Origin of the sequence: Streptomyces sp. NPDC048473 (genome assembly GCF_043200155.1) — a bacterium.
Lineage (GTDB): Bacteria > Actinomycetota > Actinomycetes > Streptomycetales > Streptomycetaceae > Streptomyces.
In genome coordinates this window covers 679,849-705,964 of record NZ_JBICXE010000001.1, presented here as the reverse complement: position 1 = coordinate 705,964, position 26,116 = coordinate 679,849, and the positions used below count along the sequence as shown (strand labels likewise).

At 71.2% G+C, this 26,116-nt stretch carries 24 protein-coding genes and 1 riboswitch; of the genes, 7 read left to right on the top strand and 17 right to left on the bottom strand.

Annotation, left to right across the window (positions count from 1 at the left end; all coding sequences use genetic code 11):
* Positions 1 to 7: 7 nt before the first annotated feature.
* A complete protein-coding gene (locus ACGFU7_RS03240) occupies positions 8 to 742 on the top strand; it encodes an ABC transporter permease (protein WP_393691754.1) in 735 nt (244 codons plus the stop codon).
* Between the two features lie 60 nt (positions 743 to 802).
* Here ACGFU7_RS03240 and ACGFU7_RS03235 read toward each other — a convergent pair whose 3' ends face one another.
* On the bottom strand, positions 803 to 1,465 hold the full coding sequence (locus ACGFU7_RS03235; RefSeq protein ID WP_393691752.1) for an HAD-IA family hydrolase: 663 nt from the start codon (positions 1,463 to 1,465) through the stop codon (positions 803 to 805).
* A gap of 166 nt (positions 1,466 to 1,631) precedes the next feature.
* Entirely contained in the window at positions 1,632 to 2,021 is a 390-nt protein-coding gene (locus tag ACGFU7_RS03230) for a peptidoglycan-binding protein (RefSeq protein WP_393691750.1), read from the bottom strand.
* Here ACGFU7_RS03230 and ACGFU7_RS03225 point away from each other — a divergent pair.
* Positions 2,010 to 4,103: an MFS transporter gene (locus tag ACGFU7_RS03225; protein WP_393691748.1), complete on the top strand. Its 2,094-nt coding sequence runs from the start codon at positions 2,010 to 2,012 to the stop codon at positions 4,101 to 4,103. The genes ACGFU7_RS03230 and ACGFU7_RS03225 overlap by 12 nt on opposite strands.
* Positions 4,104 to 4,106: 3 nt before the next feature.
* Here the strand turns inward: ACGFU7_RS03225 and ACGFU7_RS03220 are convergent, their stop codons facing one another.
* Positions 4,107 to 4,583, bottom strand: coding sequence for a GNAT family N-acetyltransferase (locus ACGFU7_RS03220; RefSeq protein ID WP_393691746.1), 477 nt, complete (start codon positions 4,581 to 4,583; stop codon positions 4,107 to 4,109).
* A gap of 135 nt (positions 4,584 to 4,718) precedes the next feature.
* Positions 4,719 to 5,813, bottom strand: coding sequence for a DUF2330 domain-containing protein (locus tag ACGFU7_RS03215; RefSeq protein ID WP_393691860.1), 1,095 nt, complete (start codon positions 5,811 to 5,813; stop codon positions 4,719 to 4,721).
* A 336-nt stretch (positions 5,814 to 6,149) separates the two neighbouring features.
* On the opposite strand from ACGFU7_RS03215, the gene ACGFU7_RS03210 reads away from it, so the two are divergent.
* Complete coding sequence (locus tag ACGFU7_RS03210; protein ID WP_393691744.1) at positions 6,150 to 8,177, top strand: bifunctional glycosyltransferase 87/phosphatase PAP2 family protein; 2,028 nt, start codon at positions 6,150 to 6,152, stop codon at positions 8,175 to 8,177.
* A 134-nt stretch (positions 8,178 to 8,311) separates the two neighbouring features.
* On the opposite strand, the gene ACGFU7_RS03205 is transcribed toward ACGFU7_RS03210, so the two are convergent.
* Together ACGFU7_RS03205 and ACGFU7_RS03200 are read right to left on the bottom strand one after the other, a co-directional pair.
* Positions 8,312 to 9,286, bottom strand: a complete 975-nt coding sequence (locus ACGFU7_RS03205) for an AEC family transporter (protein WP_393691743.1) — start codon at positions 9,284 to 9,286, stop codon at positions 8,312 to 8,314.
* A gap of 144 nt (positions 9,287 to 9,430) precedes the next feature.
* Positions 9,431 to 10,717 (bottom strand): cytochrome P450, encoded by a 1,287-nt coding sequence (locus ACGFU7_RS03200; RefSeq protein ID WP_393691741.1) that lies wholly within the window; start codon positions 10,715 to 10,717, stop codon positions 9,431 to 9,433.
* Between the two features lie 280 nt (positions 10,718 to 10,997).
* Here ACGFU7_RS03200 and ACGFU7_RS03195 point away from each other — a divergent pair, with 280 nt between their 5' ends.
* Together ACGFU7_RS03195 and ACGFU7_RS03190 are read left to right on the top strand one after the other, a co-directional pair.
* Entirely contained in the window at positions 10,998 to 12,167 is a 1,170-nt protein-coding gene (locus tag ACGFU7_RS03195) for a steroid 3-ketoacyl-CoA thiolase (protein WP_393691739.1), read from the top strand.
* Positions 12,168 to 12,274: 107 nt separating this feature from the next.
* Positions 12,275 to 13,558, top strand: a complete 1,284-nt coding sequence (locus tag ACGFU7_RS03190; protein WP_393691738.1) for an alpha/beta hydrolase — start codon at positions 12,275 to 12,277, stop codon at positions 13,556 to 13,558.
* A 79-nt stretch (positions 13,559 to 13,637) separates the two neighbouring features.
* Here ACGFU7_RS03190 and ACGFU7_RS03185 read toward each other — a convergent pair whose 3' ends face one another.
* The 9 genes from ACGFU7_RS03185 to ACGFU7_RS03145 all read right to left on the bottom strand — a co-directional run bounded on the left by ACGFU7_RS03185 (position 13,638) and on the right by ACGFU7_RS03145 (position 22,875).
* Positions 13,638 to 14,258 (bottom strand): hypothetical protein, encoded by a 621-nt coding sequence (locus tag ACGFU7_RS03185; RefSeq protein ID WP_393691736.1) that lies wholly within the window; start codon positions 14,256 to 14,258, stop codon positions 13,638 to 13,640.
* A 258-nt stretch (positions 14,259 to 14,516) separates the two neighbouring features.
* Positions 14,517 to 14,957 (bottom strand): transglycosylase SLT domain-containing protein, encoded by a 441-nt coding sequence (locus ACGFU7_RS03180; RefSeq protein ID WP_393691734.1) that lies wholly within the window; start codon positions 14,955 to 14,957, stop codon positions 14,517 to 14,519.
* Between the two features lie 320 nt (positions 14,958 to 15,277).
* Complete coding sequence (locus tag ACGFU7_RS03175) at positions 15,278 to 16,096, bottom strand: ECF transporter S component (RefSeq protein WP_393691732.1); 819 nt, start codon at positions 16,094 to 16,096, stop codon at positions 15,278 to 15,280.
* Entirely contained in the window at positions 16,093 to 17,817 is a 1,725-nt protein-coding gene (locus tag ACGFU7_RS03170) for an ABC transporter ATP-binding protein (protein ID WP_393691730.1), read from the bottom strand. Before ACGFU7_RS03170 ends, ACGFU7_RS03175 begins: the two co-directional genes overlap by 4 nt.
* Positions 17,814 to 18,980 (bottom strand): energy-coupling factor transporter transmembrane protein EcfT, encoded by a 1,167-nt coding sequence (locus ACGFU7_RS03165; protein ID WP_393691728.1) that lies wholly within the window; start codon positions 18,978 to 18,980, stop codon positions 17,814 to 17,816. The genes ACGFU7_RS03170 and ACGFU7_RS03165 overlap by 4 nt, the downstream gene beginning before the upstream one ends.
* The gene (locus ACGFU7_RS03160; RefSeq protein WP_393691726.1) at positions 18,977 to 19,645 is read right to left on the bottom strand and encodes an SCO2322 family protein; all 669 of its coding nucleotides are present in this window, start codon (positions 19,643 to 19,645) and stop codon (positions 18,977 to 18,979) included. The genes ACGFU7_RS03165 and ACGFU7_RS03160 overlap by 4 nt, the downstream gene beginning before the upstream one ends.
* A complete protein-coding gene (locus tag ACGFU7_RS03155; protein ID WP_393691724.1) occupies positions 19,642 to 20,916 on the bottom strand; it encodes a prenyltransferase/squalene oxidase repeat-containing protein in 1,275 nt (424 codons plus the stop codon). The genes ACGFU7_RS03160 and ACGFU7_RS03155 overlap by 4 nt, the downstream gene beginning before the upstream one ends.
* A gap of 107 nt (positions 20,917 to 21,023) precedes the next feature.
* Positions 21,024 to 21,157: riboswitch (cobalamin riboswitch) on the bottom strand.
* Between the two features lie 72 nt (positions 21,158 to 21,229).
* Positions 21,230 to 22,270: an MBL fold metallo-hydrolase gene (locus ACGFU7_RS03150; protein ID WP_393691722.1), complete on the bottom strand. Its 1,041-nt coding sequence runs from the start codon at positions 22,268 to 22,270 to the stop codon at positions 21,230 to 21,232.
* 140 nt (positions 22,271 to 22,410) lie between these two features.
* A complete protein-coding gene (locus ACGFU7_RS03145; RefSeq protein ID WP_393691858.1) occupies positions 22,411 to 22,875 on the bottom strand; it encodes an NUDIX domain-containing protein in 465 nt (154 codons plus the stop codon).
* A gap of 249 nt (positions 22,876 to 23,124) precedes the next feature.
* Here ACGFU7_RS03145 and ACGFU7_RS03140 point away from each other — a divergent pair, with 249 nt between their 5' ends.
* A complete protein-coding gene (locus ACGFU7_RS03140; protein WP_393691720.1) occupies positions 23,125 to 24,585 on the top strand; it encodes an aldehyde dehydrogenase in 1,461 nt (486 codons plus the stop codon).
* Positions 24,585 to 24,818, top strand: coding sequence for a ferredoxin (locus tag ACGFU7_RS03135; protein ID WP_393691718.1), 234 nt, complete (start codon positions 24,585 to 24,587; stop codon positions 24,816 to 24,818). Before ACGFU7_RS03140 ends, ACGFU7_RS03135 begins: the two co-directional genes overlap by 1 nt.
* A 27-nt stretch (positions 24,819 to 24,845) precedes the next feature.
* Here the strand turns inward: ACGFU7_RS03135 and ACGFU7_RS03130 are convergent, their stop codons facing one another.
* Both ACGFU7_RS03130 and ACGFU7_RS03125 read right to left on the bottom strand, forming a co-directional pair.
* On the bottom strand, positions 24,846 to 25,472 hold the full coding sequence (locus ACGFU7_RS03130; RefSeq protein ID WP_393691716.1) for a GNAT family N-acetyltransferase: 627 nt from the start codon (positions 25,470 to 25,472) through the stop codon (positions 24,846 to 24,848).
* 46 nt (positions 25,473 to 25,518) lie between these two features.
* A complete protein-coding gene (locus tag ACGFU7_RS03125) occupies positions 25,519 to 26,070 on the bottom strand; it encodes a DinB family protein (RefSeq protein WP_393691714.1) in 552 nt (183 codons plus the stop codon).
* Positions 26,071 to 26,116: the final 46 nt, after the last annotated feature.

Sequence of the window (26,116 nt, the reverse complement as noted above, 5' to 3'; positions counted from 1 at the left end):
TTACGGCGTGCTGCTACCGGTCAACATCACGCTCGGGGTCGTCCTCGCCCTGCTGCTCGCGGCGGCGGCCACCGTCGCCGCCCTGGCCTCGCTCGGCCGGTCGCGCGAGATCCTGCTGGCCGGGCTGCGGGCCGCGGTCCAACTCGCCGCCGTTTCCCTGCTCATCGGCTGGGTGGTCCGTTCGCTGCCGCCGCTGCTCGCGTTCCTGGCGCTGATGTACGCCGTGGCGGTACGGACCGCGGGCCGCCGGATCACCCGCAATCGCACCTGGTGGTGGACGGCTCTGCCGATCGGGGCGGGGGTTGCTCCGGTGGTCGCCCTGCTGCTGCTCACCGGACTCGTCCCGGTCCGGGGCATCGCGCTGATCCCGGTGACCGGCATCCTCATCGGGGGTGCGCTGACCGCGACCGTGCTCGGTGGGCGGCGGGCCCTGGACGAGTTGACGACCCGGCGCGGGGAGGTGGAGGCGGGTATGGCGCTCGGGCTGCTCGACCGTGACGCGAGGCTGGAGATCGCCCGGCCCGCGGCGGCGGACGCGCTGCTGCCGGGGCTGGATCAGACGCGGACGGTGGGGCTCGTCACGCTGCCGGGTGCCTTTGTGGGCATGCTGCTGGGCGGCGCCTCACCGGTCCAGGCGGGGGCCGTGCAGCTGTTCGTACTGGTGGCGCTGATGGCCGTACAGGCGGTGGCCGTCACGACCGTGCTCGAACTGGTGGCACGGGGGCGGCTGCACCGGGACTGAGGCCCGCCGGGGCGCGGTGCAGGCGCGATCGCGTGGGGACCGAGGCCCGTCGGGAGCCGGCTATCGCGCGCTGATGTGCAGCCGGATCGAACCGTCGGCCGCCGCCTCCACCCGGAGCTGCGTCAGGTCCTCGACGTGCGCGTCGGGGGAGAGCGCTGCGGCCCGCGGGCCGATGCCCACCACGCGCATGCCCGCCGCCCGGCCCGCCGCGATGCCAGCCTCCGAGTCCTCGAAGACGACACAGTCCGCCGGGGCGAAGCCCAGCTCGGCCGCTCCCTTGAGGAAGCCCTCGGGGTCCGGCTTGCTGGCGCCGACGCTCTCGGCGGTGACGCGGGTGACCGGCATCCGCAGGCCGGACGCGGTCATCCGGGTCCGGGCCAGCGCCTCGTCGGCCGAGGTGACCAGGGCGTGCGGGAGCCCGGCGATCGCGTCCATGAAGGCGGGTGCACCGGCGATCGGGACGACGCCGTCGGTGTCGGCGGTCTCCTCGGCGAGCATCACCCGGTTGTCCGCGTAGTTCTGCTCCATCGGACGGTCCGGGAGGAGCACCGCCATGGTGGCGTACCCCTGCCGTCCGTGAACCACCTTGAGCGCGGCCTCCGGGTCGAGTCCCTCCCGCAGTGCCCAGCGCCGCCAGCAGCGCTCCACGACGGCGTCGGAGTTCACGAGGGTGCCGTCCATGTCCAGGAGGAGGGCGCGGGCTGTGAGGACGGTGGCCGGCATGGGCGGGCTCCAGAGCGCGGGAAGAGGCGATGACGCAGGAAAGAGAACAAGCAGCCTCGCCCGCCGGTCAGGGGGTGGCGGGCGGAGGCTACTTTGTTCCATCACGATACAAAAACATGTCCGGGAAAGCCAATCCCGTCCCGGGCGGGGCTGTCGGGCCGGGTGGTCAGGAGCGTTCCCGGCCCGTCGTCTCCGCCTCCAGCGCGCGGCGCGTGTTGGGTCCGTACACCCCCGATGGGTCGCCCTCGATGGACTTGTACGACTGGTAGACGCTTACGGCGTGCTCGACCTGGCCCGTGAAGTCGCCGTCGTCCCGCCCGTGGAACAGCCAGATCTCCTCCAGTCGGCGTTGCGGCTCGGCCACCGCGGGCCCCTGGTCGCCGCGGCGCAGCGTGGGACCGGTCAGCGAGGCGGGCGGTGCGGCCGACGCGGGGCGGCTCGCGTGCGGCGCCCGTCCCCGCAGGTGCCGGCCGGTCCCGCTCGGCAGGCCATAACCGTGCGGAACGGCCAGGATGGGGATGTAGCGGACCCGAGGAGATGTTCTATGGCCCAGCACCTGAGCCCCCCGGCCCCGGCCCCGGCCCCCGGTGAGTACCGCTCCACGCGGTCGGTCATGGTGGCCATCGGTGCGCTGCTTCTCGGCATGCTTCTGGCCGCACTCGACCAGACCATCGTCTCCACGGCGCTGCCGACCATCGTCAGCGACCTCGGCGGTCTGGAACATCTCTCCTGGGTGGTCACGGCCTATCTGCTGGCGTCGACCGCCGCGACCCCGCTCTGGGGCAAGCTCGGCGACCAGTACGGACGCAAGAAGCTCTTCCAGGCCGCCATCGTCATCTTCCTCATCGGCTCGGCGCTCTGCGGCTTCGCCCAGAACATGCCGCAGCTCATCGGCTTCCGGGCCCTTCAGGGTCTCGGCGGCGGCGGCCTCATCGTGCTCTCGATGGCGATCGTCGGCGATCTCGTCGCGCCGCGCGAACGAGGCAAGTACCAGGGCCTGTTCGGTGCGGTCTTCGGTGCGACGAGCGTCCTCGGGCCGCTCCTCGGCGGTCTCTTCACCGAGCACCTCAGCTGGCGCTGGGTCTTCTACATCAACCTGCCGATCGGCGTCGTCGCTCTCCTCGTGATCGCCGCCGTGCTGCACATCCCGGTCCGCCGGACGCAGCACGCCATCGACTACCTCGGCACCTTCCTCATCGCCTCCGTCGCCACCTGTCTGGTCCTCGTCGCCTCGCTCGGCGGCACCACCTGGGCCTGGGACTCGGCACAGATCATCGGTCTCGCCGTCCTGAGCGTGCTGCTGCTGATCGCCTTCGTGCACGTGGAGAGCCGGGCCGCGGAGCCCGTCATTCCGCTGAAGCTGTTCCGGATCAGGACGTTCACCCTCGTCGCCGTCATCAGCTTTGTCGTCGGTTTCGCGATGTTCGGCGCGATGACCTATCTGCCGACCTTCCTGCAGGTGGTGCACAACATCACGCCGACGATGTCCGGTGTGCACATGCTCCCGATGGTGCTCGGTCTGCTCATCACCTCGACCGTGTCCGGGCAGATCGTCAGCCGCACCGGCCGCTGGAAGGTCTTCCCGATCGCGGGCACCGGCATCACCGCGATCGGACTGCAGCTCCTGCACCGGCTCACGGAGACCAGCAGCACCTGGGAGATGAGCATCTACTTCTTCGTCTTCGGTGCCGGGCTCGGCCTGGTGATGCAGGTCCTGGTGCTGGTCGTGCAGAACGCCGTCACGTACGAGGATCTCGGTGTCGCCACGTCCGGAGCCACCTTCTTCCGCTCCATCGGCGCCTCGTTCGGTGTCGCGGTCTTCGGCACGATCTTCACGAACCGGCTCACCGACAAGCTGGCCGCGGCACTCACCGGCCGCCCCATGCCCCCCGGGGTCAGTGCCGAGGGGCTGGCCGCCGACCCGCGTGCCATCGGCCAGCTGCCGCCCGCGCTGCGGCCCTCGGTGCTCCACGCGTACTCGACCTCGATCACCGATGTGTTCCTGTACGCGGCACCCGTCGTCCTGGTCGCCTTCGTCTTCGCCTGGTTCCTCAAGGAGGACAGGCTGCGCGGCTCGGTGACCGCCCCGGAGCCCAGCGAGACCCTGGCGTCGAACCCGGTCGAGCGGTCGTCGTACGACGAATGCGCCCGGGCCCTCTCGGTGCTCGCCACCCGCGCGGGGCGCCGCGAGGTCTACGAGAAGATCACCAAGAGGGCGGGGTACGACCTGCTGCCCGCGGCGAGCTGGATGGTGCTGCGCATAGCACGGCACGGCACGGTCGAACCGGCCATGCTCGCCGAGGCCGCCCCGGTGCCGCTGCGGGTGGTCAGCGAGGCGGCGCGGCAGCTGGAGGAGCGCGGACTCGTCCGGCGCGAGGGCGTACAGCTGGTGCTCACCGAGGCCGGTTCGGAAGTGGTGGTGAAGCTCGCGCGGGCCCGTGAGGAGTCGATGGCCGAGCTGCTGGGCGACTGGTGGGGGCCGGAACGGCCGACGGACCTGGTCAGACTCGTGGCGGAGCTGACCGCCGAGACGAACGGTTCGAGCAAGGAACGGCCGCACAGCCCCGAGCCGAGGCGGGACCACGCGGCCGGACCCGGGGGAGCCGCCTCGCGGACACCTCCCGGAGCTCCTTGGTGAATGCTAGAGCTCCTTGGCGAACCAGTGCTCCGCGTACTGCCGCCGGTGGAATGCCGGAACCTCCCGATAGCCGTACTTGGCGTACAGCCCCCGTGCCTCGACCAGGTCATTGCGGGTGTCGAGCCTGACCGTGCGTATACCGAAGGCGCGCGCCGCGCTCTCGACGGCCGCCAGGAGCAGCCCGCCGCCGCCCGTACCGCGGTATTCGGGGCGTACGTACACCCGGGTCAGCTCCGCGATGTCCGCGTCCACCACCATCAGCCCGGCGCAGGCCGCCGGCTTCCCCTCGAACCGGCCGACGACGAACTCACCGGTGGGCGGGAGGAGGCGGTCGGCGCCGTCGTCGGTGAGCCCCTCGTCGATCTCCCCGGCGGTCGCGGGCCGTCCCCAGTAGCGGCTGGCGACCTCGTCGTAATAGTTGCGACGCAGCAGCGCGGCGTCGGGGGAGTCGACGGGTTCGGGGGCCATGGTCCAGGTCATGGCGGTCATTTTGACTTGGTCATGATCGCAGGAGCAAACGGATTGGCCGGCTCGGTCAGGAGGAACGAACGGATCGGTGGAGACGGCGCTTCACTCCACATGCAAGCGTTCGGATTATGGCAAGCGCCCCGGCGCTCACCTCAGCGGTGGCGGAACCGTGACCGGCGGCGGAGGCACCACCGGCCGGCGCCGTCGGGCCCGCAGCACCAGCAGCACCACCGCAGCCGCCAACAGCACGGCCCCGAGCAGCGACAGCACCCAGGCGGGGACGCCGCCCACGGTCAGCAGCCGGTCCGTGTACACCATGGTCCGGTACGGGGTGTCGGCCCCGGCCGCGCGCAGTTCATGATCGCCGTCGATCTGCTCCGGGTGCGGGAACGACTGCTCGATCGCGGTGACGAACACCGGCTTCCCGCCCGTCACCGCCTCCAGCGCCCCGGTGTCGTCCCCTGCCGACCGGGGGTCGACCCTGCCCGCGTACGTCACGTGCGGAGCATTGCCGCCGATCGCGTCGCGCGGCTCCATCCGGTGCGCCGCCAGGACGTACAGGCCCAGTTGCTGCGGCGTCGAGGCGAGCTTCGACAGCCGCATCGGGTAGACCAGCCGGTCGCTGGCGAAGCGCAGTCGCAGCGGATCGAGGTCGCCGCCGAGCGGACTGTTCCTGTCCCGGGGAGCGAGGCGGATCGCGACGTACTCCCACTTCTGGTCGACATAGGGCTTCAGCGCCGTCGCCAGCCGGCCGGGCAGCTCGAAGCCGTTGTCCCGCAGCCATTTCTGCAGCGCCTCGGGGTCGGTCGCGGCCAGTCGCGCCACATCGAACGGGCCGAGCCGCTCCCGGCCGACCACCTGGACCGGCGGGGCACCGGGCAAAGGATCGCCGACCCGGCCCGCGCCGTCGCCCGAACCGGCGAACGGCCAGTCGTCGGAGCGCGGCCAGAAGTAGTGCCTGGTCGCCTGCACCGGCGCGGTGAGGGTGGCGAGCTCGGAGAAGAGCGACGGATCACCGAGCTCCACCGTCGCCCGGTGCGGCACCGGCATGATCCAGGCCGCCTCGGGGGCGTTCCCGCGGACCGTGAGCCGCATGACGATCTGCTCGGTACGGCCGTCCCAGTCCACCACCGACGTCTCCCGGTCGACCGAGACCTGGGTCGCCCTGCTCGGGACCATCGCCCCGCAGCCACAGGCGTACGCCGGGCTGATCAGCGATCCCAGCTGCAGCGACACCAGCATCAGCAGCAGTGACAGCGCACGCACCACCCACGCACGCCCCTCAGCTCGCACACTCGGCTTCCCCCCTGCGCACCGCATGTCCCGTCTTCCTTCCCCGCGATCGATGAACACGGGAGAGGACGTGGGAACCACCGGTCCGGTTCCGGTTCCGTGGCCCGGTCCGATCGGTCCTTCGGTCATCCTTTCGGAAAAAAGGCGGCTGACAGTCAGGTGAAGAAGGGGTTGATTGTGTCTATCTCATAGCGCAATGCGAAGGTTTCACAGCACGCCCAGGTCGAGGGACGGGCACAGAAACGGCGGGAGGGTCGGCGCAGCGTGGCGAATGCGGAGCACAGTGTGCGCGGAAATGCGGCGACGGGGGCGAGGACCGAGGCTGCCCGGGCTCTGCTCTGGCTGGTTGTGGCCGCACTGGCCGTACGGCAGATGGCGGTGGTGCTGCGGCAGCCGCCGGGCGAACGGCTCACCGATCTGGAGACCTGGATCGGTGAGAACGGTGTCCTGCATGTGACGGGCTCGCTGTACGACAGCGACCGGTTCACCGGCACCCCGTTCGCCGGCCTGGTGCTGAAGCCACTGACCCGGACCGCGGAACAGAGCCTGGGCGTCGCCTGGACCTTCGGCTCGCTGCTGCTCGTCGCCGCCCTCGGCATCGTCGCCGCCCGCGCGCTGCCGAGCCCGGTCACCCGCCGCACCTCACTGCTGGCCGCCCCCGTCGCGATCAGCCTGCTGATGCTCTCCCTGCCGGTCCGTAACGCACTCCACCTGGGACAGACCAGCATCCTTCCGGTCCTGCTGGTGCTGCTGGCCTGTTTCGCGGTCCGCGGGGAACGCGTCTCGGGCCTCCTGATCGGGCTCGCGGCCGCGCTCCAGCCGACGGTGCTGCTCTTCGCGGTCCTGCTCTGGCTCACCGGCCGCCGGCAGGCGGCGGTGACCGGCGGTGCCGCGTTCGCCGCCTGCACCGCACTGGCCTGGGCCGCGATGCCGCACGACTCGTGGACCTACTGGGTGCACCATGTCGCGGGCTCCGGGCTCGGCGACAACGCGGACAGCCTGGCCAACCAGTCCCTGCACGGCGCGCTGCTCCGATTCGGCCTGGAGGGCCCGCTCGAGATCGCGCTGTTCGTGGTCCTGGCGGCCGCCGTCTGCTATCTCGGACTGCGCCGCGCCGTACGGTACGCGCGCGACGGGCAGCTGCTGCTCGCCGTCGCCGTGACCGGCTGCGTCGCCGTCGCGGTCTCACCGACCGCCTGGCAGCACCAACTGCTGTGGGTGCTGCTCGCCGTGGTCGGCCGGGTCGGCAAGCGGGCCTCCGACCGGCTGGTGTGGCCGGCGGTCGTGGTGCTCGTGCTCACGCTGCCGGGGAAGACGCTGCTGCCGAACATGGCGGTGGTCTTCCCCGTACGCGACAACGTGCTGCTGATCGCGGCGCTCGGCGCGGCCTGCGTCGCACCGTTCCTGCCGCGCACCTCGCCGTACTGGCAACAGCCGATCCCCACGGACCGCGCGGCACCGGTCGCGGCCCGCTGGAGCCGCATCCCCCTGCTGCCGTTCTGGCGGCGGGTGCTCAGCCGTCCCAATCTGCTGCTGGAACTGCTCCTGATCAGGGTCGTGTACTCCGCGTACGCACATGTCAGGCTCGCGGCGACGGCCGGCCGTGCCACCGCCGAACACCACGGCCGCCAGGTCCACTCCCTCGAACAGTGGCTGCACATCGACATCGAGCACTGGGCCAATCACGCGGTTGTCGAGGTCGCCTGGCTGAGGGACTTCTTCGACTACTACTACTCGACGTTCCACTTCATCGTGCCGCTGACGATCCTCGGTGTGCTGTACGTACGACGCCCCGCGGACTACCGCTGGGTCCGCAGCTCCATCGGCTTCGCCACGCTCCTCGCGCTGGTCGGGTTCTGGCTCTACCCGCTGGCCCCGCCGCGTTTGATGCCGGGGCTCGGCTTCATCGACACGGTCCATGGCGTCCAGGACTTCGCGAAGCCGGACTACGGAACGCTGACCTCGATGACCAATCAGTACGCGGCGATGCCCTCGTTGCACTTCGGCTGGTCGCTCTGGTGCGGTGTGGTCATCGTCATGCTGGCCCCGAAGATGTGGATGAAGGCGCTGGGGCTGCTGCACCCGCTGTTCACGGTCTCCGCGATCGTGGCCACGGCCAATCACTGGGTGCTGGACGCGGTGGGCGGCGCGGCCGTCGTCGCGCTGGGCTTCGGGCTGACGTACGTACTGTCGGGGCCGCGGAGGCTGCAGCTGCCGGCCGTGCCCGCGGCGGCGAAGCCGAAGGACGGGATCGCGGTGCCGGTGCCGGTCCCGAGGCCTGCCGACGATGCGGTGGGCAGCAAGCAGCACTAGGGTCAGTCCGTCGCGCGGAGCCCGTGAGGGGCCGAAGGGGTGCCGGGACGAGCACATCGTCCCGGCACCCCTTCGGCGTGGATCGCCGCCTGACCAGCATCCGCCCATCGGCCCGGGTCCGCCACTCGAACGGCTCAGGGGCCGGTCGTCCCGAGGACCCAGGTGGCGAGGGACAGCGTGGCCATGGACACCACTGTCGAGGCCACCACGGAGTTGCGGGCCACGCGGGTGTCCAGGCCGTACTGCTGGGCGTAGATGAAGGCGTTCTGAGCGGTCGGCAGCGCGGAACAGAGCACGACGGCCAGCAACTGGTGGTCCGGCAGATGCAGCAGCGGGCCGCCGACGACGAAGGCGATCAGGGGCTGGACCAACGTCTTGAGAGCGACGGCCACAACGACCTCCGCCCGCCCCGCGCGTTCACTGCCCTGCGCATGCTTCGTCGTCGGACTGTCGGCCGCCGGGCGGCCGTTCAGGGAAAGGCCCAGCGTGATCAGGGCCGTCGGCACGGCGGCGGCCCCGAGCAGGTCGCAGGAGTGGGCGAGGGCGTGCGGCAGCCGCAGTCCGAGCGCGGAGACGACGACACCCAGCAACGAGGCCATGATGATGGGGTTGCGGACCGGCATGGTCAGCATCCGCCGGACCACGACGCCCTTTCCGGAACCCGTCCCCGTCCCCGTGTCCAGCAGCGTCAGGATCACCGGGGAGACCAACAGCACCTGGAACAGGATGATCTGGGCGACGAACGACGCGTCACCGAGCACCTGGACCGCCACCGGAATACCGAGATTGGCGGAGTTGACGTAGCCGGACGCCATGCTGCCGATCGCCCGGTCGGCGGTGCCCCGGCCGAAGAGCCGTCCGGCCGCCACGAAGCCGAGCCCGCAGACCAGCGCCGTACCCGCCGCGAACGCCACCATCGAGGAGTTGGCGAAGGCGTCCAACCGGGCCCCGGAGACCATGGTGAACAGGGCGGCGGGCATGGCCACATGGAAGACGAACCGGCCGAGCACGGCTTCCGCCTGTTCGCCGAGGAGACCGCTGCGGCCGACCGCGTAACCGATGGCGGTGAGCGTCCAGATGGGGGCGAAGGCGGAGAGCAGGGCGTGCATGACCGCCATGATCCTCGCGCTGCTGTGTGTGTCCCGCGCGGGGGTTCGGACGCGGCGGACGGGGATGCGGGGTTCTGCCGGTACGGACGGCGGGGGCCGGGGCGTGAGGGGGTGGCCCCCGCCGTCCGGAACTTCCGGAAGCGGTCAGCTCCCGGCGGTACCGACACCCGCGGCGCTCGCGGTGCTTGCGGTGGTACTGACCTGAAGCTGCTTGATCCCGTTGAGCCATGCCGAGCGCAGCCGCCGCGGGTCGCCGACCAGCCGCAGGTCCGGCAGCACATCCGCGATCGCGTTGAAGATCAGGTTGATCTCCATCACGGCAAGGGACTTGCCGAGGCAGAAGTGCGGACCGCCCCCGCCGAAGCCGAGGTGGGGGTTGGGATCGCGGGAGATGTCGAAGGTCTCCGGGTTCTCGAAGACCTCGGGGTCGTTATTGGCCGAGGAGTAGAACAGCCCGACCCTGTCGCCCTTCTTGATCTGCTGCCCGCCCAGTTCGAGGTCCTGGGTGGCGGTCCGCTGGAAGGAGACCACGGGGGTGGCCCAGCGGACGATCTCCTCGGCGGTCGTATCCGGCCGCTCGCGCTTGTAGAGCTCCCACTGACCGGGGTGGGTGAGGAAGGCGTGCATGCCGTGGCTGATGGCGTTACGGGTGGTCTCGTTCCCGGCGACGGCGAGCAGGATCACGAAGAATCCGAACTCGTCGGAGGAGAGGTTCCCTTCGCCCTCCGCGGCGACCAGCTGGGAGACGATGTCCTTGGCCGGGCACTCCTTGCGGGCGGCCGCGAGATTCATCGAGTACGAGACGATCTCCATGGCAGCCTCGGTGCCGACCTCCTCGGTGATCGCGTACTCGGGATCGTCGTACGCGGCCATCTTGTTGGACCAGTCGAAGATCCTGGACCGGTCCTCCTGCGGTACGCCGATGAGTTCGGCGATGGCCTGGAGCGGCAGTTCGACGGCGACATTGGTGACGAAGTCGAACGAACCGTCGTCGTCCGCACCGGCGAGAGCGGTCTCGACGATCGAGCGGGCGCGGCTGCGAAGGGCCTGCTCCAGGGAGCGTACGGCCCGGGGCGTGAAGCCCCGCTGGACGATCTGGCGGACCCGGGTGTGCTCGGGCGGGTCCATGTTCAGCATGATCAGCTTCTGGACCTCGATCTGGTCGCGGCTGATCGACTCGTTGAACCGGATGACCGCGGTGTTGGTGTTCGAGGAGAACAGTTCGGGGTGGGTGGAGACGTGCTTGACGTCCGCGTGCCGGGTGACGACCCAGTAGCCCTCGTCGTCGAAACCGGAGATACCGGCCGGTTGGGTGCACCACCAGACCGGTGCGGTCTGCCGCATCTGTGTGAACTCCGGGTGCGGAATGCGGGCTTGGAGCAGATCGGGGTCGGTGAAGTCGAACCCTTCGGGCAGATGGGGGCAGGGCATCGGCAACTCCAGGTCGGGCCGAGAGTCGCCCGAACGATGTCTGACGACCCATCAGAAGTTGCCCGAAAGGTAGTAACGAGTTCTACAACTGGCAAGAGGGGTGGCCCGATCTGTTGCGTGAAGACTGGGTGAGGCAGGTATGAAGCGGGCGCAAGGTGCGTGCAAGACCCTTGCGTACCGGGGGTAAGCCTCATAAGACTGCTTGCAGAACTAGAACGCGTACTAGTTCCCTCCGCGGGCGCCGGGACGCCCCTGCGGAGTGCGAGGAGAGGACGAGCTCATGGCCGCGGAACCCGTCATCGTCGAAGCCGTACGCACCCCCATCGGCAAGCGCGGAGGCGCGCTCGCCAATCTGCATCCCGCCTATCTGCTGGGCGAGACCTACCGAGAACTCCTCGGCCGCACCGGCATCCACGCCGACTGCGTAGAACAGATCGTCGGCGGTACGGTCACCCACGCCGGCGAACAGTCCATGAACCCGGCCCGCAACGCCTGGCTCACCGTGGGACTTCCGTACGAGACCGCCGCCACCACCGTGGACTGTCAGTGCGGCTCCTCGCAGCAGGCCTCCCACATGGTCGCCAACATGGTCGCGGCCGGAGTGATCGACATCGGCATCAGCTGCGGTGTCGAGGCCATGTCGCGGGTGCCGCTGGGCAGCGGCTCCAAGCACGGACCGGGCAAGCCCTGGCCCGACGAGTGGAACGTCGACCTGCCCAACCAGTTCGAGGCCGCCGAGCGCATCGCCCGCAACCGGGGCCTCACCCGGGAGAACGTCGACTCGCTCGGCCTCATCTCGCAGGAGCGGGCCGCCGTCGCCTGGGCCGAGGAACGGTTCAAACGGGAGACGTACGCGGTCCAGGTGCCGACCACCGAGGAGGAGCAGGCGGCCGGGCAGGGCATGTGGCGTCTGGTCGACCGGGACGAAGGGCTGCGGGACACCACGATGGAGGGGCTCGGCCGGCTCAAGCCGGTCATGCCCACCGCGATCCACACCGCGGGCAACTCCTCGCAGATATCCGACGGCGCCTGCGCGATCATGTGGGCGTCCAAGCGGATGGCGCGCGCGCTCAAGCTCAAGCCGCGCGCCCGGATCGTCGCGCAGGCGCTGGTCGGCGCCGACCCGCACTTCCACCTCGACGGACCGATCGACGCCACCCGCGCGGTGCTCGGCAAGGCCGGGATGTCGCTCAAGGACATCGACATCGTCGAGCTCAACGAGGCTTTCGCATCAGTGGTGTTGAGCTGGGCCCAGGTCTTCGGGCAGGACCTCGAAAAGGTCAACGTCAACGGCGGAGCCATCGCGCTCGGCCACCCGGTGGGTGCCACCGGGGCCCGGCTGATCACCACGGCCCTGCACGAACTGGAGCGCCGGGACAAGGAGTTCGCGCTGATCACGATGTGCGCGGGCGGCGCGCTGGCGACGGGCACGATCATCCAGCGGCTGTAACGCGGCGCCGTGGAGGAAGACCCCCGGCCGGGGGTGTTGTCAGATGTACCTCCGGCCGGGGGCCACGCCGATACCGGCGCCGCGCGCGGCTGCATGGCGTCGTGGTCATGGACGACAACATCCCTACGGCCCAAACGAGTTGGAACACGCGACGCCGCGCCGCCCGCCGCGGTCTTGCGGCCGCCACCGTGGTGGTCCTCGCCGCACTCGGCACCGCACCGGCCGCGGCCCGACAGCCCACCGGCGTGCCCGGGTCACCCCACTCGGCCGCGGCGCACGGCAGAGGGGCCCTCCTGGACATCACTCCCGTGGCCGACCTCAGCCGTGCCGACGTCGCCCGCTTCCTCGCCTCCGGAGGGATGGACACCGGCACCGTCCGCCACGGCCTGCGGGCCTACCGCCTCACCTACCGCACCCTCACCCCGCAGGGCACACCCACCACCGCCACCGGCCTCCTTGCCCTCCCCGGGGGCGGCCCGCACCGCCTGGACCTGGTCTCCGACACTCACGGCACGATGGCCCACCGCGACTACGCGCCCTCCGTCGGCGAGGACTTCGGCCGCTTCGCCCCCTACCTCCACGCTTCGGCGGGCCGCGCCGTCGCCGCCCCCGACTACCTGGGCCTCGGCAAGGGCCCGGGCCGCCACCCGTACATGGACACCAAGTCCTCCGTCACGGCCTCCGCCGACATGCTGCGGGCCTCCCGCACCGCAGCGCTGCGCCTGGACCGCCCGCTCACCGGCGATGTGTACGCAAGCGGCTTCTCCCAGGGCGGCCAGGTCGCGATGGCCCTGGGCAGGGCCATCGGCAACGGCGTCGACCGGCACTTCAGGCTCCGGGCCCTCGCCCCCGTCTCGGGGCCGTACGACATCGAGCACGTCGAGACACCCGGCCTGTTCGACGGCAGCGTCAACGACACCAGCGGCATCTTCTACATGACGTACTTCCTCACCGCGCAGAACAGGCTCCACCCGCTCTACAGGGACGCCTCCGAAGCGTTCCGGAAGCCGTACGCGGGAATCGTCGACGACCTCTTCGACAGCAACCACACCGAGGAGCAGATCATCCCGGCGCTGCCCGCGACGCTGAAGGAGCCGCTCACCGACGACTACTACCGGCAGGTCCAGCACCCCACCGGCGCCCTGCTGGCCGCGGTGCGCGCCCAGGACGGCAGCTGCGCCTGGAAGCCGGACGTTCCCGTGCGCCTCTACTCCTCGTCCGGCGACACCGACGTACCGATCGCCAACGCCCGCAACTGCGCCGCCGATCTGGCCGCACACGGCGTCGGGGCCCCGGTGATCGACCAGGGTTCGACCGGCCACAACGCCACGTACATGAAGTCGGGACCGCAGATCGTGCACTGGTTCGACACGGTCGCCGCGCGGCGCTGAACCCGGTACCACCGGGGGTGGATCCGGCCGGTCTCCCGGCCGGATCCATGCCGCCCGGGCGACGGACGGACGTGCCCGCTCAGTACGGCACGTGGGTGGGGAAGGTGGCGGTGGGGCTGAACAGCGCGGCGTACCCCTCCTCGTGCTGGCGGCGGTGCCGCCCGGACCGGCTCACCTCGGTGATCGGGGTCGCGAGCGTGAGCAGTCCGTCGTTGGCGAGTTCCTGCACGCGCATCAGCAGCGCCCTCACATCCAGACCGAGTTCGGCGGCGACCGTCTGTACGTCGAGGCCGGACTCCCAGCTCCACAGCAGTACGGAGTCCATGCTGGGTGACCAGATGGCCGTGTTCTCCACCTCGACGGGCGGCATCGGAGGCGGGGGCGGGGCGGGGGCCGGCGGTGGCGTGTCCAGTGGCGGAGCGATCATCTCTTCGCGCGGGTGCGGCAAGGGGATCTCGGGTGCTGAAGGGGGTTCGGCCGGCGTTTCCCGCGCCGATTGCGGGGGCCGGCTCAGGAGTTCCTCGGCGAGGGACCGTGCGTCACTGCGGCCCACCGTGCGTCGCGCCAGTCGCACTTCGCGTTCGTTCAGGCCCATCATGTCCGCGATCGAGCCGTCGTCGCCGACCGTGACGGCGAACGCCGCAAGCGTTCTGCTCCGCTCCGCCTGCGCCTCGTCCAGCAACGCCTGTGCGTGACGCATGCGTTCGTCGCTGGCGCAGAATGCTTCCGCCAGTATGGCGTTCCGATCCCAGAAATCTCGAGGTTCCACGTACGTGACAACGCTCCGGCGGCTCACGGGAACGGATGCCTAACCAAAATGCACCTAAATGGACCAACGGGTTATTAAGCTGGCCAAGTTATATGAAGTAGGCCATGAATTAGTTGTTGACCGTGCCAGGGTGTGGCGAAGGCCCCGACCGGTGGTCGGGGCCTTCGTGTGAGCTCAAGGTGTGTCGGCTCAGTACCAGTGGTTGGTCTGCCAGAACGACCAGGCGGCGCACGGGCTGCCGTAGCGGGAGTTCATGTAGTCCATGCCCCACTTGATCTGGGTCGTGGGGTTGGTCTTCCAGTCGGAGCCGGCGGAGGCCATCTTCGAGCCGGGCAGGGCCTGGACGAGGCCGTAGGCGCCGGACGAGGCGTTGGTCGCGCTGGGGTTCCAACCGCTCTCGTGCTGGACGATGTTGCTGAAGCACTGGAACTGCGCGGCGCTGCCGATCATCGACTTCGCCGTGTCCTGTGCGCTCGCCGCGACGCCGGTCGGCGCGGAGGCCGGTGCGGCCATGGCCGGGGTGACGCCGAGGCCCAGGCCGGTGGCGCCGAGGAGTACGGCGGTGCCGGCGACGGTGGACTTGCGGCGGGCGGTGCGGGGCAGGGCGAGGATGTTACGGGCGAACGACACGGGAGTCCTGACGTCGGGTACGGGGGAGTCGCGGGCCGATCCGGATGGTGCGGTGGTGCGGGTGGATCGGTCTCGTCCGACCGCGGTCCGTTTCGGTGGACCAAGCGGTGCTCGGCGACGTGCTCCAGTGTTAGCGGCGACGTTCAGCCGTGGCAATGACCCCTGATACGACCCCGCATCGCACCCGGAGTCGAAGGTCCCGAACCAGTCGAATCACCCCAAAGGCGTCACAGCAGGTCGGAGGGGATATGGGGTGGTCTGTACGGGGCCGGGGCGGCTACTACCCCGGGCCGTGGAGGACCAAGGCCCTGTGGGAGTCCTCACTCGCCGGGGACGTCGAATGTGACCTGGGCCTCGAAGGCGGCGCGGCGCGTGGCCCGGCGCAGCGCCTTCAGCAGCGTCGCGCCGATGGTCAGGGTCAGCACCAGGGTGAGCACGGCCCGGCCCAGATCCCAGCCGAGCGACGTGGCCGTGCAGTACGCGAGGAAGCGGACCAGGTTCTCCGACAGGGGGTCACCCGGGTGGAAGGAGATCCCCGAGCCGAGCCCGGGCACGATCGTCCAGCCGTACAGGTTCATCACCGTGCCGTACGCGAACGCCGCCACGAACCCGTACACCGCCAGCATCAGCAGCTCGGCCCGCCCGCGCAGCCGGTCCGGGCCCGGCAGCAGGCCCGCGCCCATCGTGAACCAGCCCATCGACAGCATCTGGAACGGCATCCACGGCCCCACTCCACCGGTGAGCAGCGCCGACGCGAACATCGTCACCGAGCCGAGCACGAAGCCGAAGCCGGGCCCGAGCACCCGGCCGCTCAGCACCATCAGGAAGAACATCGGTTCCAGCCCCGCCGTGCCTGCGCCCAGCGGGCGCAGCGCGGCGCCGACCGCGGCCAGCACCCCCAGCATCGCCACCGCCTTCGCGTCGAGGCCACAGTCCGCGATCATCGCGACGACCACGCCGACCAGCAGCGGCAGCAGCGCGGCGAACAGCCACGGCGCGTCCTGGGAGTGCGCCAGACCGGAGTCCGCACCGGCCAGCAGCGGCCAGCCGAACGCGACCACACCGATCGCACTGATGAGGACGAGCGCGGCGATCGCGCGCGGCCCGAGACGTACCGGCCGGGTCCGGCGCCCACTCATGACGTGGCTCCCAGCGCGCCGCGCACCTGCGTCACGGTCAGCCATTCCTGCGGGGCGAGGATCTTCGCGGTCTGCGGGGCGAACGCCGGGGAGGAGACCACCACCTGCCGGGTCTCCCCGTCCGCGACGATCTCCCCGTCGGCGAGGATCACCACCCGGTGCGCCAGCTCGGCGGCGAGTTCCACATCGTGCGTGGCCAGGACGATCGCATGGCCCTCGGCCGCGAGGCCGCGCAGCACCCCGACCAGCCGGGCCTTCGCCGCGTAGTCCAGGCCACGGGTCGGCTCGTCCAGGAGCAGCAGCGGGGGCCTCGCGGTGAGCACGACGGCCAGGGCGAGCGCCAGGCGCTGGCCCTCGGAGAGATCGCGGGGGTGGGTGTCGTCCGGCACGCCGGGCAACAGCTCGGAGACCAGGGCCCGGCAGCTGCCCGCGGCGGCGCCCGCATCGGCGTCGGCCGCGGCGCACTCGGCGGCGACCGTGTCCGCGTACAGCAGATCGCGTGGTTCCTGCGGTACGAGCCCGACCCGGCGCACCATCTCGCGCGGCTGCGTACGGTGCGGGGTCCGGCCGCCGACGAGGACGGTGCCCGTGGTGGGCTCGACCATGCCGACGAGCGCGGCCAGCAGGGTCGACTTGCCCGCCCCGTTGCGGCCCATCAGAGCGACGGTCTCGCCGGGGGAGACGGTGAGCGTCACCCGGCACAGCGCCTCGACGCGCCCGCGCCGTACGCCGAGACGCTCGACCCGGGCCGTGGCATCGTCGACGGGCCCGGGAGCGTTGGCGGTGGTCGGCGCGCCGCGGCCCAGCAGCCGGGCGAGGGCGCCGCGCCGCGCCGGGGCGGGGGCGGTGGGCAGCGCGGCCACGGCCGCCCCGGCCGGCACGGGCGACGGAGCGGGTGGCTGGGCCTGCGCCAGCCGCGCGCGCAGGCCCGCCGCCCGGCGCCGGGCATCGCGGACCGAGAGCGGCAGCGGCTCCCACCCGGCCAGCCGGCCGAGCGCGACGACCGGCGGGTGGACCGGGGAGACGGCCATGATGTCCGCGGGCGCGCCCATGACCGCAGCGGCGCCCGGCGACGGCAGCAGGACGACCTGGTCCGCGTACTGGACCACCCTTTCGAGGCGGTGCTCCGCCATCAGGACCGTCGTACCCAGGTCGTGCACCAGCCGCTGCAGCACGGCGAGTACCTCCTCGGCCGCCGCCGGGTCCAGCGCGGACGTCGGCTCGTCGAGGACCAGGACCTTCGGGTGCGGGGTGAGGACCGAGCCGATCGCGACCCGCTGCTGCTGGCCGCCGGAGAGCGTGGCGATCGGCCGGTCGCGCAGCCCGGCCAGACCCAGCAGATCGAGGGTCTCCTCGACCCGCCGCCGCATCACATCGGGGGCGAGGCCCAGTGACTCCATCCCGTACGCCAGCTCGTCCTCGACCGTGTCGGTGACGAAGTGGGAGAGCGGGTCCTGGCCCACCGTGCCGACCAGATCGGCGAGTTCGCGTGGTTTGTGGGTACGGGTGTCGCGCCCGTCGACCGTGACCCGGCCGCTCAGCGTGCCGCCGGTGAAGTGCGGTACGAGACCGGAAACGGCGCCCAGCAGCGTCGACTTGCCGACCCCGGACGGGCCGACGAGCAGCACCAACTCGCCCTCGGGGACGGTCAGATCGACCCCGGAGAGGGTGGGGCGCTCCGTCCCCTCGTACTGCACCGAGACATGCTCGAACCGGATCACTGGCTCTCCTTGGAATTCGGGGCGCCCACCGGGGGCGGCACGGGCGCCACCACCGCGGGCAGCAGCCCGATCAGCACCGCCGCCGCGGGCCACAGCGGAAGCACCGGTGCGGCAAGCGGCACGACTCCGGGGTGCAGCGCCTCCGCATCGGCGCCGCCCGCCCAGATCATCGCGACCGCCACCGCGACCCCCGAACCCGCCACCAGCCAGGCCCGCACACCCCACCGGTCGGGCCGGTAGCGGGTACGGACCGAGCGGGCCCCGCCGAGCCGCAGCCCGGCCATCGCGGCGACGAGCCCGGCGATCAGCAGCGGCAACCCGTACACCGCACCCTGCGCGGCCAGCAGACCGTACGTACCCGCGCACACCCCGAGCAGCCCGCCGAGCGTGAGGACGTTCGTGGTGTGCCGGACGGCGCGCGGGACCTGGGCGGTGCGCCCGTATCCGCGCGCGTCCATCGAGGCCGCCACGGCGACCGACCGCTCCAACGCGCCCTCCAGGACCGGCAGTCCGATCTGGAGGACCGCCTTGATGCCGCCGGTCGGACGGCCCCGCAGCCGTCGTGCGGTGCGCAGCCGCACCACATCGGCGACCATGTTCGGCGCGAACGTCATCGCGACGACGACGGCGACCCCCGCCTCGTACAGCGCACCCGGCAGCGACTTCAGCAGCCGGGCCGGGTTGGCGAGCGAGTTCGCCGCACCGAGGCAGATCAGCAGGGTGGCCAGCTTCGCCCCGTCGTACAGCGCGAAGAGCAGCTGCTCGGCGGTGACCCGGCCACCGATCCTGACGCCCTTCGCCCAGTCGGGCAGCGGCACCTCGGGGAGTGTGAACACCGGATGCGTACCGGGGATCGGCGAACCGAGAAAGACGGAGAAGACCAGCCGCACACCGACGACGAACAGCCCGATCTTGATGAACGCCCCGTACGAACGGGCCCACGGCGCATCCGTCCGGCGCGCCGCGACCACATAGCCCGCCACCCCCACCAGCAGCCCGAGCAGCAGCGGATTGGTGCTCCGGGACGCGGCGGTGGCGAGGCCGAGCGCCCACAGCCACCAGGCCCCGGCGGGCAGGGCGTTGCTCCGGGTCGCCTCGGGGGCGCGCAGCGGGCGGCGCGGCCGGACCGGGCCGGTGGCCGAGGCGGTGGTCGGGGCGGTCATCCGCGGCGGCGGCGGGCCTGCACGACTGCGGCGATGCCGAGGAGGAGAACGGCACCGACCCCGACCAGCACCCCGGCGGACGGTCCGCCGACGGAGCCGCCCGAGCCGTCGGAGGCGGCCGGGGACGCGGACGGCTCGGGCGCCTTGTGCCCGTTGCCCGAAACCTGTTCGCCGCAGCCCGAGCCCGGATAGCCGGATATGGCACAGAGCAGCGCGTCACTGCTGTAGCGCAGCGGCTTGGCCACCGAGGCGAGCGCCTCCGCGGCGCTCGCGTCCGGGGCGACCTGCGCGCACGCGGTGCGCAGCGTGGGCGGAGTCTCACCGGCCGGGGCGTCCCCGGCCGTGCCCGGGTCGATGACCAGCGCGACCCGCTTGGTGCCGGCCTCGGCCGGGGTGTCCGCGCAGATCTTCGCGAAGCCGGGGGAGCGGCGTGGCTGCGCCGAGTCCTGGGAGTCCTCGCTCACCGAGAACCGGAAGCCCTGCACCGCGCCGTCGTCCGGCCGGACCAGGGACGGGCCCTGGGTGGCGTACGTCCAGCCGGTGGCGGAGCCCTCCCAGAACGACCAGTACCGGTACCCGGCCGCCTGGGCCGTCCCCGCGCCGAGCACGGCCAGGACGGCGCCCAGGACCACCAGCAGAGCGGCGGCCCTTTTGGCCCGCCTCACAGCTGCTGGTTCTTCCGGCGGCCGCTGATCAGGAAGCCGGCGCCCGCACCGACGACGAGGCCGATGCCGACGTACCACCACACGCCGCCGATCACGTCGTCCCCGCTGTGGACCTGGTCCTTCTCCGTGGCCACGTACCCGGTGTCGGCGGACGGGTCGGGCGTCATGATGGCCGCGGGGGCGGGACCGGTCGCGTTCAGTTTGTCGACCAGGTTGACGCCGCCGAAGTCGCGGGCGTCGGCGCCGGCCGCGTGCGCGGCCAGGACCAGCTGCGCGTAGGCGGCGGGACCGTTCTGCTCGGCCCAGGCCCCGGAATTCTTCTTCAGCCAGGCCACGGCCTTGGCAGCCTTGTCCTGGTGGCCCGCGGCGGACAGCGCGACGGCCGCGTCCGCGGTGTTGCCGAAGTCGGGCTGCGGGGTGGAGTCGGTGGCGCCGGGCATCGGCGCCAGGTCGAGATGACCGCTGGTCGCGAGGGTGTCCGCGAGGAAGTGGGCGCCGTTCTGTGCGGTCTGCTCGGGCGTGAGCCCGGACCCCGGGTGGCAGCTGGGCGCCTTGACCGCGGCGTTGTCCCCGACGGCCAGGGCCTTGCCCATCGTGCCGAGCACGGCGGCCGCGGTGGCGTCCGCGTTGGCGGCGAGCTTGCCGGCCTTGTCGGGCTGGTAGGCGAAGGCGCCGCCGTCCTTGCCGCCGCACGGGATCGCGAGCCCCAGCAGCGCGTCGTAGGGGGTCTTGCCGCCCGGGGTCGTGATGTCCGCCATCCGCTGGCCCTGCCGGGCGAGGGCGCCGATCACCAGCGAGGTGGAGTTGGCGTCACTGGCCCCGCCCGCGGTGTAGCCCCAGCCGCCGTCCTCGTTCTGCACGGACTTCAGCCAGCGCACCGAGTTGTTCACGATGTCCCGGTGCCCGCCCACCTCGACGAGTGCCTGGGCGGCGGCCGCGGTGGCGTTGGTGTCCAGCATGGTCTTCCCGGTGCACGGCTGGGAGACGTCGGGCCGGTACAAAGCGTAGGCGCCGTTGGCGCACTGCTGGGCGATCAGCCAGTCCACCGACTTCGTGGCGGGCGTGACACCCTCGAGCCGCTGGGCGAGGAAGGCCAGCGACTGCCGCCAGACACCGTCGTACGTGGGGTCCTTCGTGCCGTACAGCCCGGAAGGCAGTGCGACGGACGGTGAGGGCGACGGGGACGGCGCTGCGACCGCGACCGGGGCAGCGGCCGCACAGAGCATGGTGGCGGTGGCGGCGAGCGTTGCTGCGCTGCGGCGTACGGTCATGGCGGGCGGGGCCTCTCCTGCGGGGGATCCGGGCACAGGCACGCTCACGCACCAGGCTCCGGCTCCGTATACCTCGACGGTGCCGACCACCGGGGTTCCGGTGGTGCGAGCCGGTCACGACCGCGGACAGGGCATTCCGACTCACCGTCTCCCGACGGTTCACGGCTGCGTGGTCAGTGCCGGATTTGCACCGGCTTCCCCCTGAACGGGCATGATGACGACTCGCCCACTCTACCGGGACGCGGTTTTCCCGGACCGGGGTGGGGAGGAGCGCCGGCCCCCATTCTCCCGCCCACCGGGGCGAGAGCCCCCGTCACACTGCGACGTACGTCACCGGCTCGCTCCCCGCCACCGCCTCCGCGCGCCCCAGCTTCACCAGGCGCCGCAGATGGGCCTCGGCCTCCGAGACGGCGATGTTCCGCGAGCTGTGCGGGATCTGCTCCCAGGGCCGGTTCCACTCCATCCGCTCGGCCAGCTCCCACGGCGTCAGCGGGGTGGCCAGCAGCCCGAGCAGCCCGGTCAGCCGCTCCTCGTGATGGTCCAGGAGCTCCCGTACGCGCCCGGCGGCATCCGCGAACGCGTACTGATGGGCGGGCAGCACTTCCGCGACCCCGAGCCTGCCGATGCGCTCCAGCGAGTCGAGGTAGTCGCCGAGGGGGTCGGTGACCGTGGCGTCGTCCGGGTCCTCGTACAGCCCGATGTGAGGGCTGATCCCCGGCAGCAGATGATCCCCGGAGAAGAGCCGGCCCCGACCGGGCAGATTCCCCGGATGCTCCTCCTCCAGATGCAGGCAGACATGGCCGGGCGTGTGCCCCGGCGTCCAGATGGCCCGCAGTCTGCGGCCCGCCAGACCGAGGAGTTCGCCGGGAACGATCTCCCGGTCCGGAAGCGCGGCCCGCAGTCCGGGCAGGGTGCGCATCCGGCCCCCCTTGGCCGCGGCGGCCCGCAACGGCGCGAGATGCTCCTCGGGCGCACCGACCGCGGTGAGCTTCGCCGAGAGATACGTCAGCCAGGTGCCCGGCCGGGACTCACGGGTCCGGCGCACGATCGCGGTGTCCGCCGCATGCATGGCGATCCAGGCCCCGGACGCCTCGCGCACCTGCCCGGAGAGACCGTGGTGATCGGGGTGATGGTGGGTGATGACCACACCGTGGATGTCGCCGACACCCACACCGACGGCGGCGAGCCCGGCGGTGAGCGTGTCCCACGCCTCCGGATCGTCCCAGCCCGTGTCGATCAGGACCGGCCCGCGATCGGTGTCGAGGACATGCACAAGGGTGTGGCCGAGCGGATTGTCCGGGATGGGGACCTTGATGCTGTGTACGCCCCCGCCGTGGTCGGTCACCTGCGTCATGGGCTCCCCATCTCTCTCCGCGGCCTGGTCGGCGCACCGGACGTACGACTGTGCGGTGCACCGCGCCCACTGTAACGAGAACTTGTTTCAGTAGTAGCCCCAGTCGACTATCTATCAAGTGCGCCTGAGGAGTTGGGAGCTCACCCCGGATACTGCGTCGCCCGGCGCTCCCGGAAGTGTTCGAGCCTCAGCCGCTGGGTGTGATGCATGGGCAGCGCGTCCAATTCCTCGGGGCCGGCGAAGCGGGGGTCCGTCGACTCGTCGGAGATGCCCGGTTCGCCGCCCACGATGTGCGCCGTGAACACCACGGCGAACTGACGGCGCACCTCCCCGTCGCTGTAGGCGATGACGTGTTTCGGGCCCGTGCAGGTACCGGCGAGGCCGGTGATCTCCACATCGAGCCCGGTCTCCTCCTTGACCTCCCGAACGGCAGTGCCGGGCAGCGAGTCGGTCAGGTCCATGCCCCCACCCGGCAGGGCCCGGAGGCCGTTGTCCCGCCGTCGCTGCAACAGGATCCGTCCCGCCTCGTCCGTCACCACGGCGGAAGCGGCCACGACCAGGCTGCTGGGCTCCGGTGCGTTCGGGTCGTCGCAGGAGCGCCCGATCGCGTTGTACTGCGGTCTGTGCTCGGGGCACCGTTCGATCTGGTGTGGCGACTGCCGTGGGTATGGCGGCTGTTCGCGATGCGACCGCTCTGGGCGGCGTCCCTGCCCTGCGTGTGCTGGAGGCGATGGGGAACCGATCCGCTGGTGACCCGGGCGGACGCTGTCGCAGCCGTGGACTCCTGGAACTGGAACTGGTATCAGTTCTGACACAGAGTCAGGTATCGTGCCGGGTCGCGGGAGGCAGCAGCCATGACCGAGCTTGTCGAACACGGAAAACTGTTCATCGGCGGGGAGTTGGTCGATCCGCTGGGCCGGGATGTCATCGAGGTCATCTCTCCGCACACCGAACAGGTCATCGGCCGGGTGCCGCACGCCTGCGAGGGGGATGTGGACCGGGCCGTCGCCGCCGCTCGGCGGGCGTTCGACGAGGGGCCCTGGGCGCGGATGGCCGTGGACGAGCGGATCGCGGTGATCAGCCGGATCAAGGACGCGTTCGCCGTACGGTACGAGGAGATCGCCCGGGTCATCAGCTCGGAGAACGGCACCCCGTACACGTCCAGCATCATGGTGCAGGCGCTCGCCGCGATGATGGTGTGGGACGCGGCGATCACCGTCGCCCGCACCTTCCCGTACGAAGAGCGGCGGGACGGGGTTCTCGGGCCGTTGCTGGTGCGCCGGGAGCCGGTGGGGGTGGTCGCGGCCGTGGTGCCGTGGAACGTTCCGCAGTTCACCGCCGCCGCCAAGCTCGCGCCCGCGCTGCTGGCCGGCTGCTCCGCCGTGCTCAAGGTCTCACCCGAATCCCCGCTGGACGCCTACATCCTGGCCGAGATCGCCGCCGGGGCCGGGTTGCCGGAGGGGGTGCTGTCGATCCTTCCGGCCGACCGTGAGGTCAGCGAGTACCTGGTCGGGCATCCGGGCGTCGACAAGGTGTCGTTCACCGGGTCCGTGGCCGCGGGGCGCCGGGTGATGGAGGTCGCCTCCCGCAACCTCACCCGGGTCACGCTGGAGCTGGGCGGGAAGTCCGCCGCCGTGATCCTCCCCGACGCCGATCTGGACGCGGCCGTCGCGGGCATCGTCCCCTTCGCCTGGATGATCAACGGCCAGGCGTGCGTCGCCCAGACCCGCATCCTCCTCCCGCGCTCCCGCTACGACGAGATGGCCGAGGCGTTCGCCGCCGCAGCGGGTGCGCTGAAGGTCGGCGACCCGCTCGATCCCGCCACCGAACTCGGCCCCCTCGTCGCGCAGCGCCAGCAGCGGCGCTCACTCGACTACATCCGGATCGGCCAGGACGAGGGCGCCAAGATCCTTACCGGCGGCGGCCGTCCGGCGTCCCAGGAGCGGGGCTGGTACGTCGAGCCGACCCTCTTCGGCGACGTCGACAACTCCATGCGCATCGCCCGCGAGGAGATCTTCGGCCCCGTCATCTGCCTCCTGCCGTACGGCGACGAGGCCGAGGCCGTACGGATCGCCAACGACTCCGACTACGGCCTCAGCGGCAGCGTCTGGACCGCCGACACCGAACGCGGCATCGACATCGCCCGCCGGGTCAGGACGGGCACGTACAGCGTGAACACCTTCAGCCTCGACATGCTCGGCCCGTTCGGCGGCTACAAGAACTCCGGTCTGGGGCGGGAGTTCGGCCCCGAGGGATACGCCGAGTACTTCGAGCACAAGATGATCCATCTGCCGGCCGGATACGAGGGGGCGTGATGGGGGACCGTTGGGCCGTGGAGATCGACCGCGGGGTCTGCATCGGCTCCGGGATGTGCGTGCACCACGCCCCGGGCGGATTCGCGCTGGATTCCGCCCGGCAGTCCCACCCGGCAGCCCCGGAGACCGACGCCAACGAGAAAGTCCTCGCCGCGGCCGAGGGATGCCCGGTCGAGGCGATCACGATCACGCTGATCGACTCGGGGGAGGTCGTCTTCCCACCGGAGGAGTAGAGGGAGGAGCAGGCGGGAGGGTGACGGTCAGAAGCCGATCCGCATGACGACCCGCCTGAGTGTGGGCCTGTTCACCTCGGCGAACCCCGCGTCGGCGAATACATTGCGGCTGCCGACGTGGAGTTCTCCCCAAGTGATCTCCAGTCCCGGCTTGGTGATCATCGGGTACGCCTCCAGCGCGCGAGCGCCGCGCTCGCGCGCGAAATCGACCGTGGCGCGTGCGAGCACGTAGGTGATGCCGCGGTGGCGGAAGCCCTTGCGGGTGACGAAACAGGTCACGGCCCAGACGCCGTCGTCGGTCCTGTCCTCGTCCCGGCCGGTCCAGGGGACGCGGGCACGGAGCAGGCGTGGGCAGGACGTTCGGGGCTCGACTGCGCACCACCCGACCGGCTCGTCATCGAGACAGGCGACGAGGCCGCTCGTCGAAGGAGCACCCGCACCGCCACAACCGGTCTGCTCGCGCAGCCGCTCGGCGCGTTCGTCGACGGAGACCGAGCGCCACCGGGAGTCCCGGATCTTGAAGCGCTGACACTGGCACTTGGACGGATGGTCCGTTGTGCCGAAGATCGCCTGCAGGTCGTCCCATGAGGCTTCGTTGGCGGGGACGATCGAGATCTGGTCATCTGTGACCTGCTGGGTCGTGCCTGGCGTCATCGCAACCATGTCGCTCCTGAGTCGGCCTGTCCGGGAGATATGAACGTCACCGCGGCGGGTCCTCTCCGACGAGCCCGTCCACCGACTCCCGGATGAGGTCGGCATGGCCGACATGCCGCGCGTACTCCTCGACCATGTCGATCAGGATGCGCCGCAGGCTGGGCGCCCGGCCGCCGGGCCGGATACGCCGGGCGAGTTGGTCCAGGCCGCCGTCGGCCAGCGCCTCCGCGACCAGGGAGCGGGAGCGGGCCACGGTGTCCTGCCACAGCGCATAGAGCTGCTCGGGGGTGTCTTCGGCGGCCGAGCGCCACTCCCAGTCGGGGTCGGCGTCCCAGTCCACCATGTTCCACGGGGCCCCCGGCTCACGCCCGAACAGCCGCCCGGAGAAATAGTCGTCCTCGACGAGGGCCAGGTGCTTGAGCAGCCCGCCCAGGGTGATCGACGAGGCGCCGACCGTCGCCCTCAGGCCGGCCGCGTCCAGTCCTCCACACTTCCACGCCAGCGTTGCGCGCTGGCGCTCCAGGGAGCCCAGGAGGGTGGCGGTCTCGTCGCCCGCGACGGGAGGTTCAGCGAGAACTGACTCGTTGTTGTCACTCATGGTCCGCACGGTACGGTCTATTCCGGACGATCTACTTCCGGAATCT

Excerpts from the sequence above, each read along its gene's own strand:
- ACGFU7_RS03235 (WP_393691752.1), bottom strand. The coding sequence starts at position 1,465 with ATGCCGGCCACCGTCCTCACAGCCCGCGCCCTCCTCCTGGACATGGAC.
- ACGFU7_RS03225 (WP_393691748.1), top strand. The coding sequence starts at position 2,010 with ATGGCCCAGCACCTGAGCCCCCCGGCCCCGGCCCCGGCCCCCGGTGAG.
- ACGFU7_RS03220 (WP_393691746.1), bottom strand. The coding sequence starts at position 4,583 with ATGACCTGGACCATGGCCCCCGAACCCGTCGACTCCCCCGACGCCGCG.
- ACGFU7_RS03215 (WP_393691860.1), bottom strand. The coding sequence starts at position 5,813 with ATGCTGGTGTCGCTGCAGCTGGGATCGCTGATCAGCCCGGCGTACGCC.
- ACGFU7_RS03205 (WP_393691743.1), bottom strand. The coding sequence starts at position 9,286 with ATGCACGCCCTGCTCTCCGCCTTCGCCCCCATCTGGACGCTCACCGCC.
- ACGFU7_RS03200 (WP_393691741.1), bottom strand. The coding sequence starts at position 10,717 with ATGCCCTGCCCCCATCTGCCCGAAGGGTTCGACTTCACCGACCCCGAT.
- ACGFU7_RS03195 (WP_393691739.1), top strand. The coding sequence starts at position 10,998 with ATGGCCGCGGAACCCGTCATCGTCGAAGCCGTACGCACCCCCATCGGC.
- ACGFU7_RS03190 (WP_393691738.1), top strand. The coding sequence starts at position 12,275 with ATGGACGACAACATCCCTACGGCCCAAACGAGTTGGAACACGCGACGC.
- ACGFU7_RS03185 (WP_393691736.1), bottom strand. The coding sequence starts at position 14,258 with ATGCGTCACGCACAGGCGTTGCTGGACGAGGCGCAGGCGGAGCGGAGC.
- ACGFU7_RS03175 (WP_393691732.1), bottom strand. The coding sequence starts at position 16,096 with ATGAGTGGGCGCCGGACCCGGCCGGTACGTCTCGGGCCGCGCGCGATC.
- ACGFU7_RS03165 (WP_393691728.1), bottom strand. The coding sequence starts at position 18,980 with ATGACCGCCCCGACCACCGCCTCGGCCACCGGCCCGGTCCGGCCGCGC.
- ACGFU7_RS03155 (WP_393691724.1), bottom strand. The coding sequence starts at position 20,916 with ATGACCGTACGCCGCAGCGCAGCAACGCTCGCCGCCACCGCCACCATG.
- ACGFU7_RS03150 (WP_393691722.1), bottom strand. The coding sequence starts at position 22,270 with ATGACGCAGGTGACCGACCACGGCGGGGGCGTACACAGCATCAAGGTC.
- ACGFU7_RS03140 (WP_393691720.1), top strand. The coding sequence starts at position 23,125 with ATGACCGAGCTTGTCGAACACGGAAAACTGTTCATCGGCGGGGAGTTG.
- ACGFU7_RS03135 (WP_393691718.1), top strand. The coding sequence starts at position 24,585 with ATGGGGGACCGTTGGGCCGTGGAGATCGACCGCGGGGTCTGCATCGGC.
- ACGFU7_RS03130 (WP_393691716.1), bottom strand. The coding sequence starts at position 25,472 with ATGACGCCAGGCACGACCCAGCAGGTCACAGATGACCAGATCTCGATC.
- ACGFU7_RS03125 (WP_393691714.1), bottom strand. The coding sequence starts at position 26,070 with ATGAGTGACAACAACGAGTCAGTTCTCGCTGAACCTCCCGTCGCGGGC.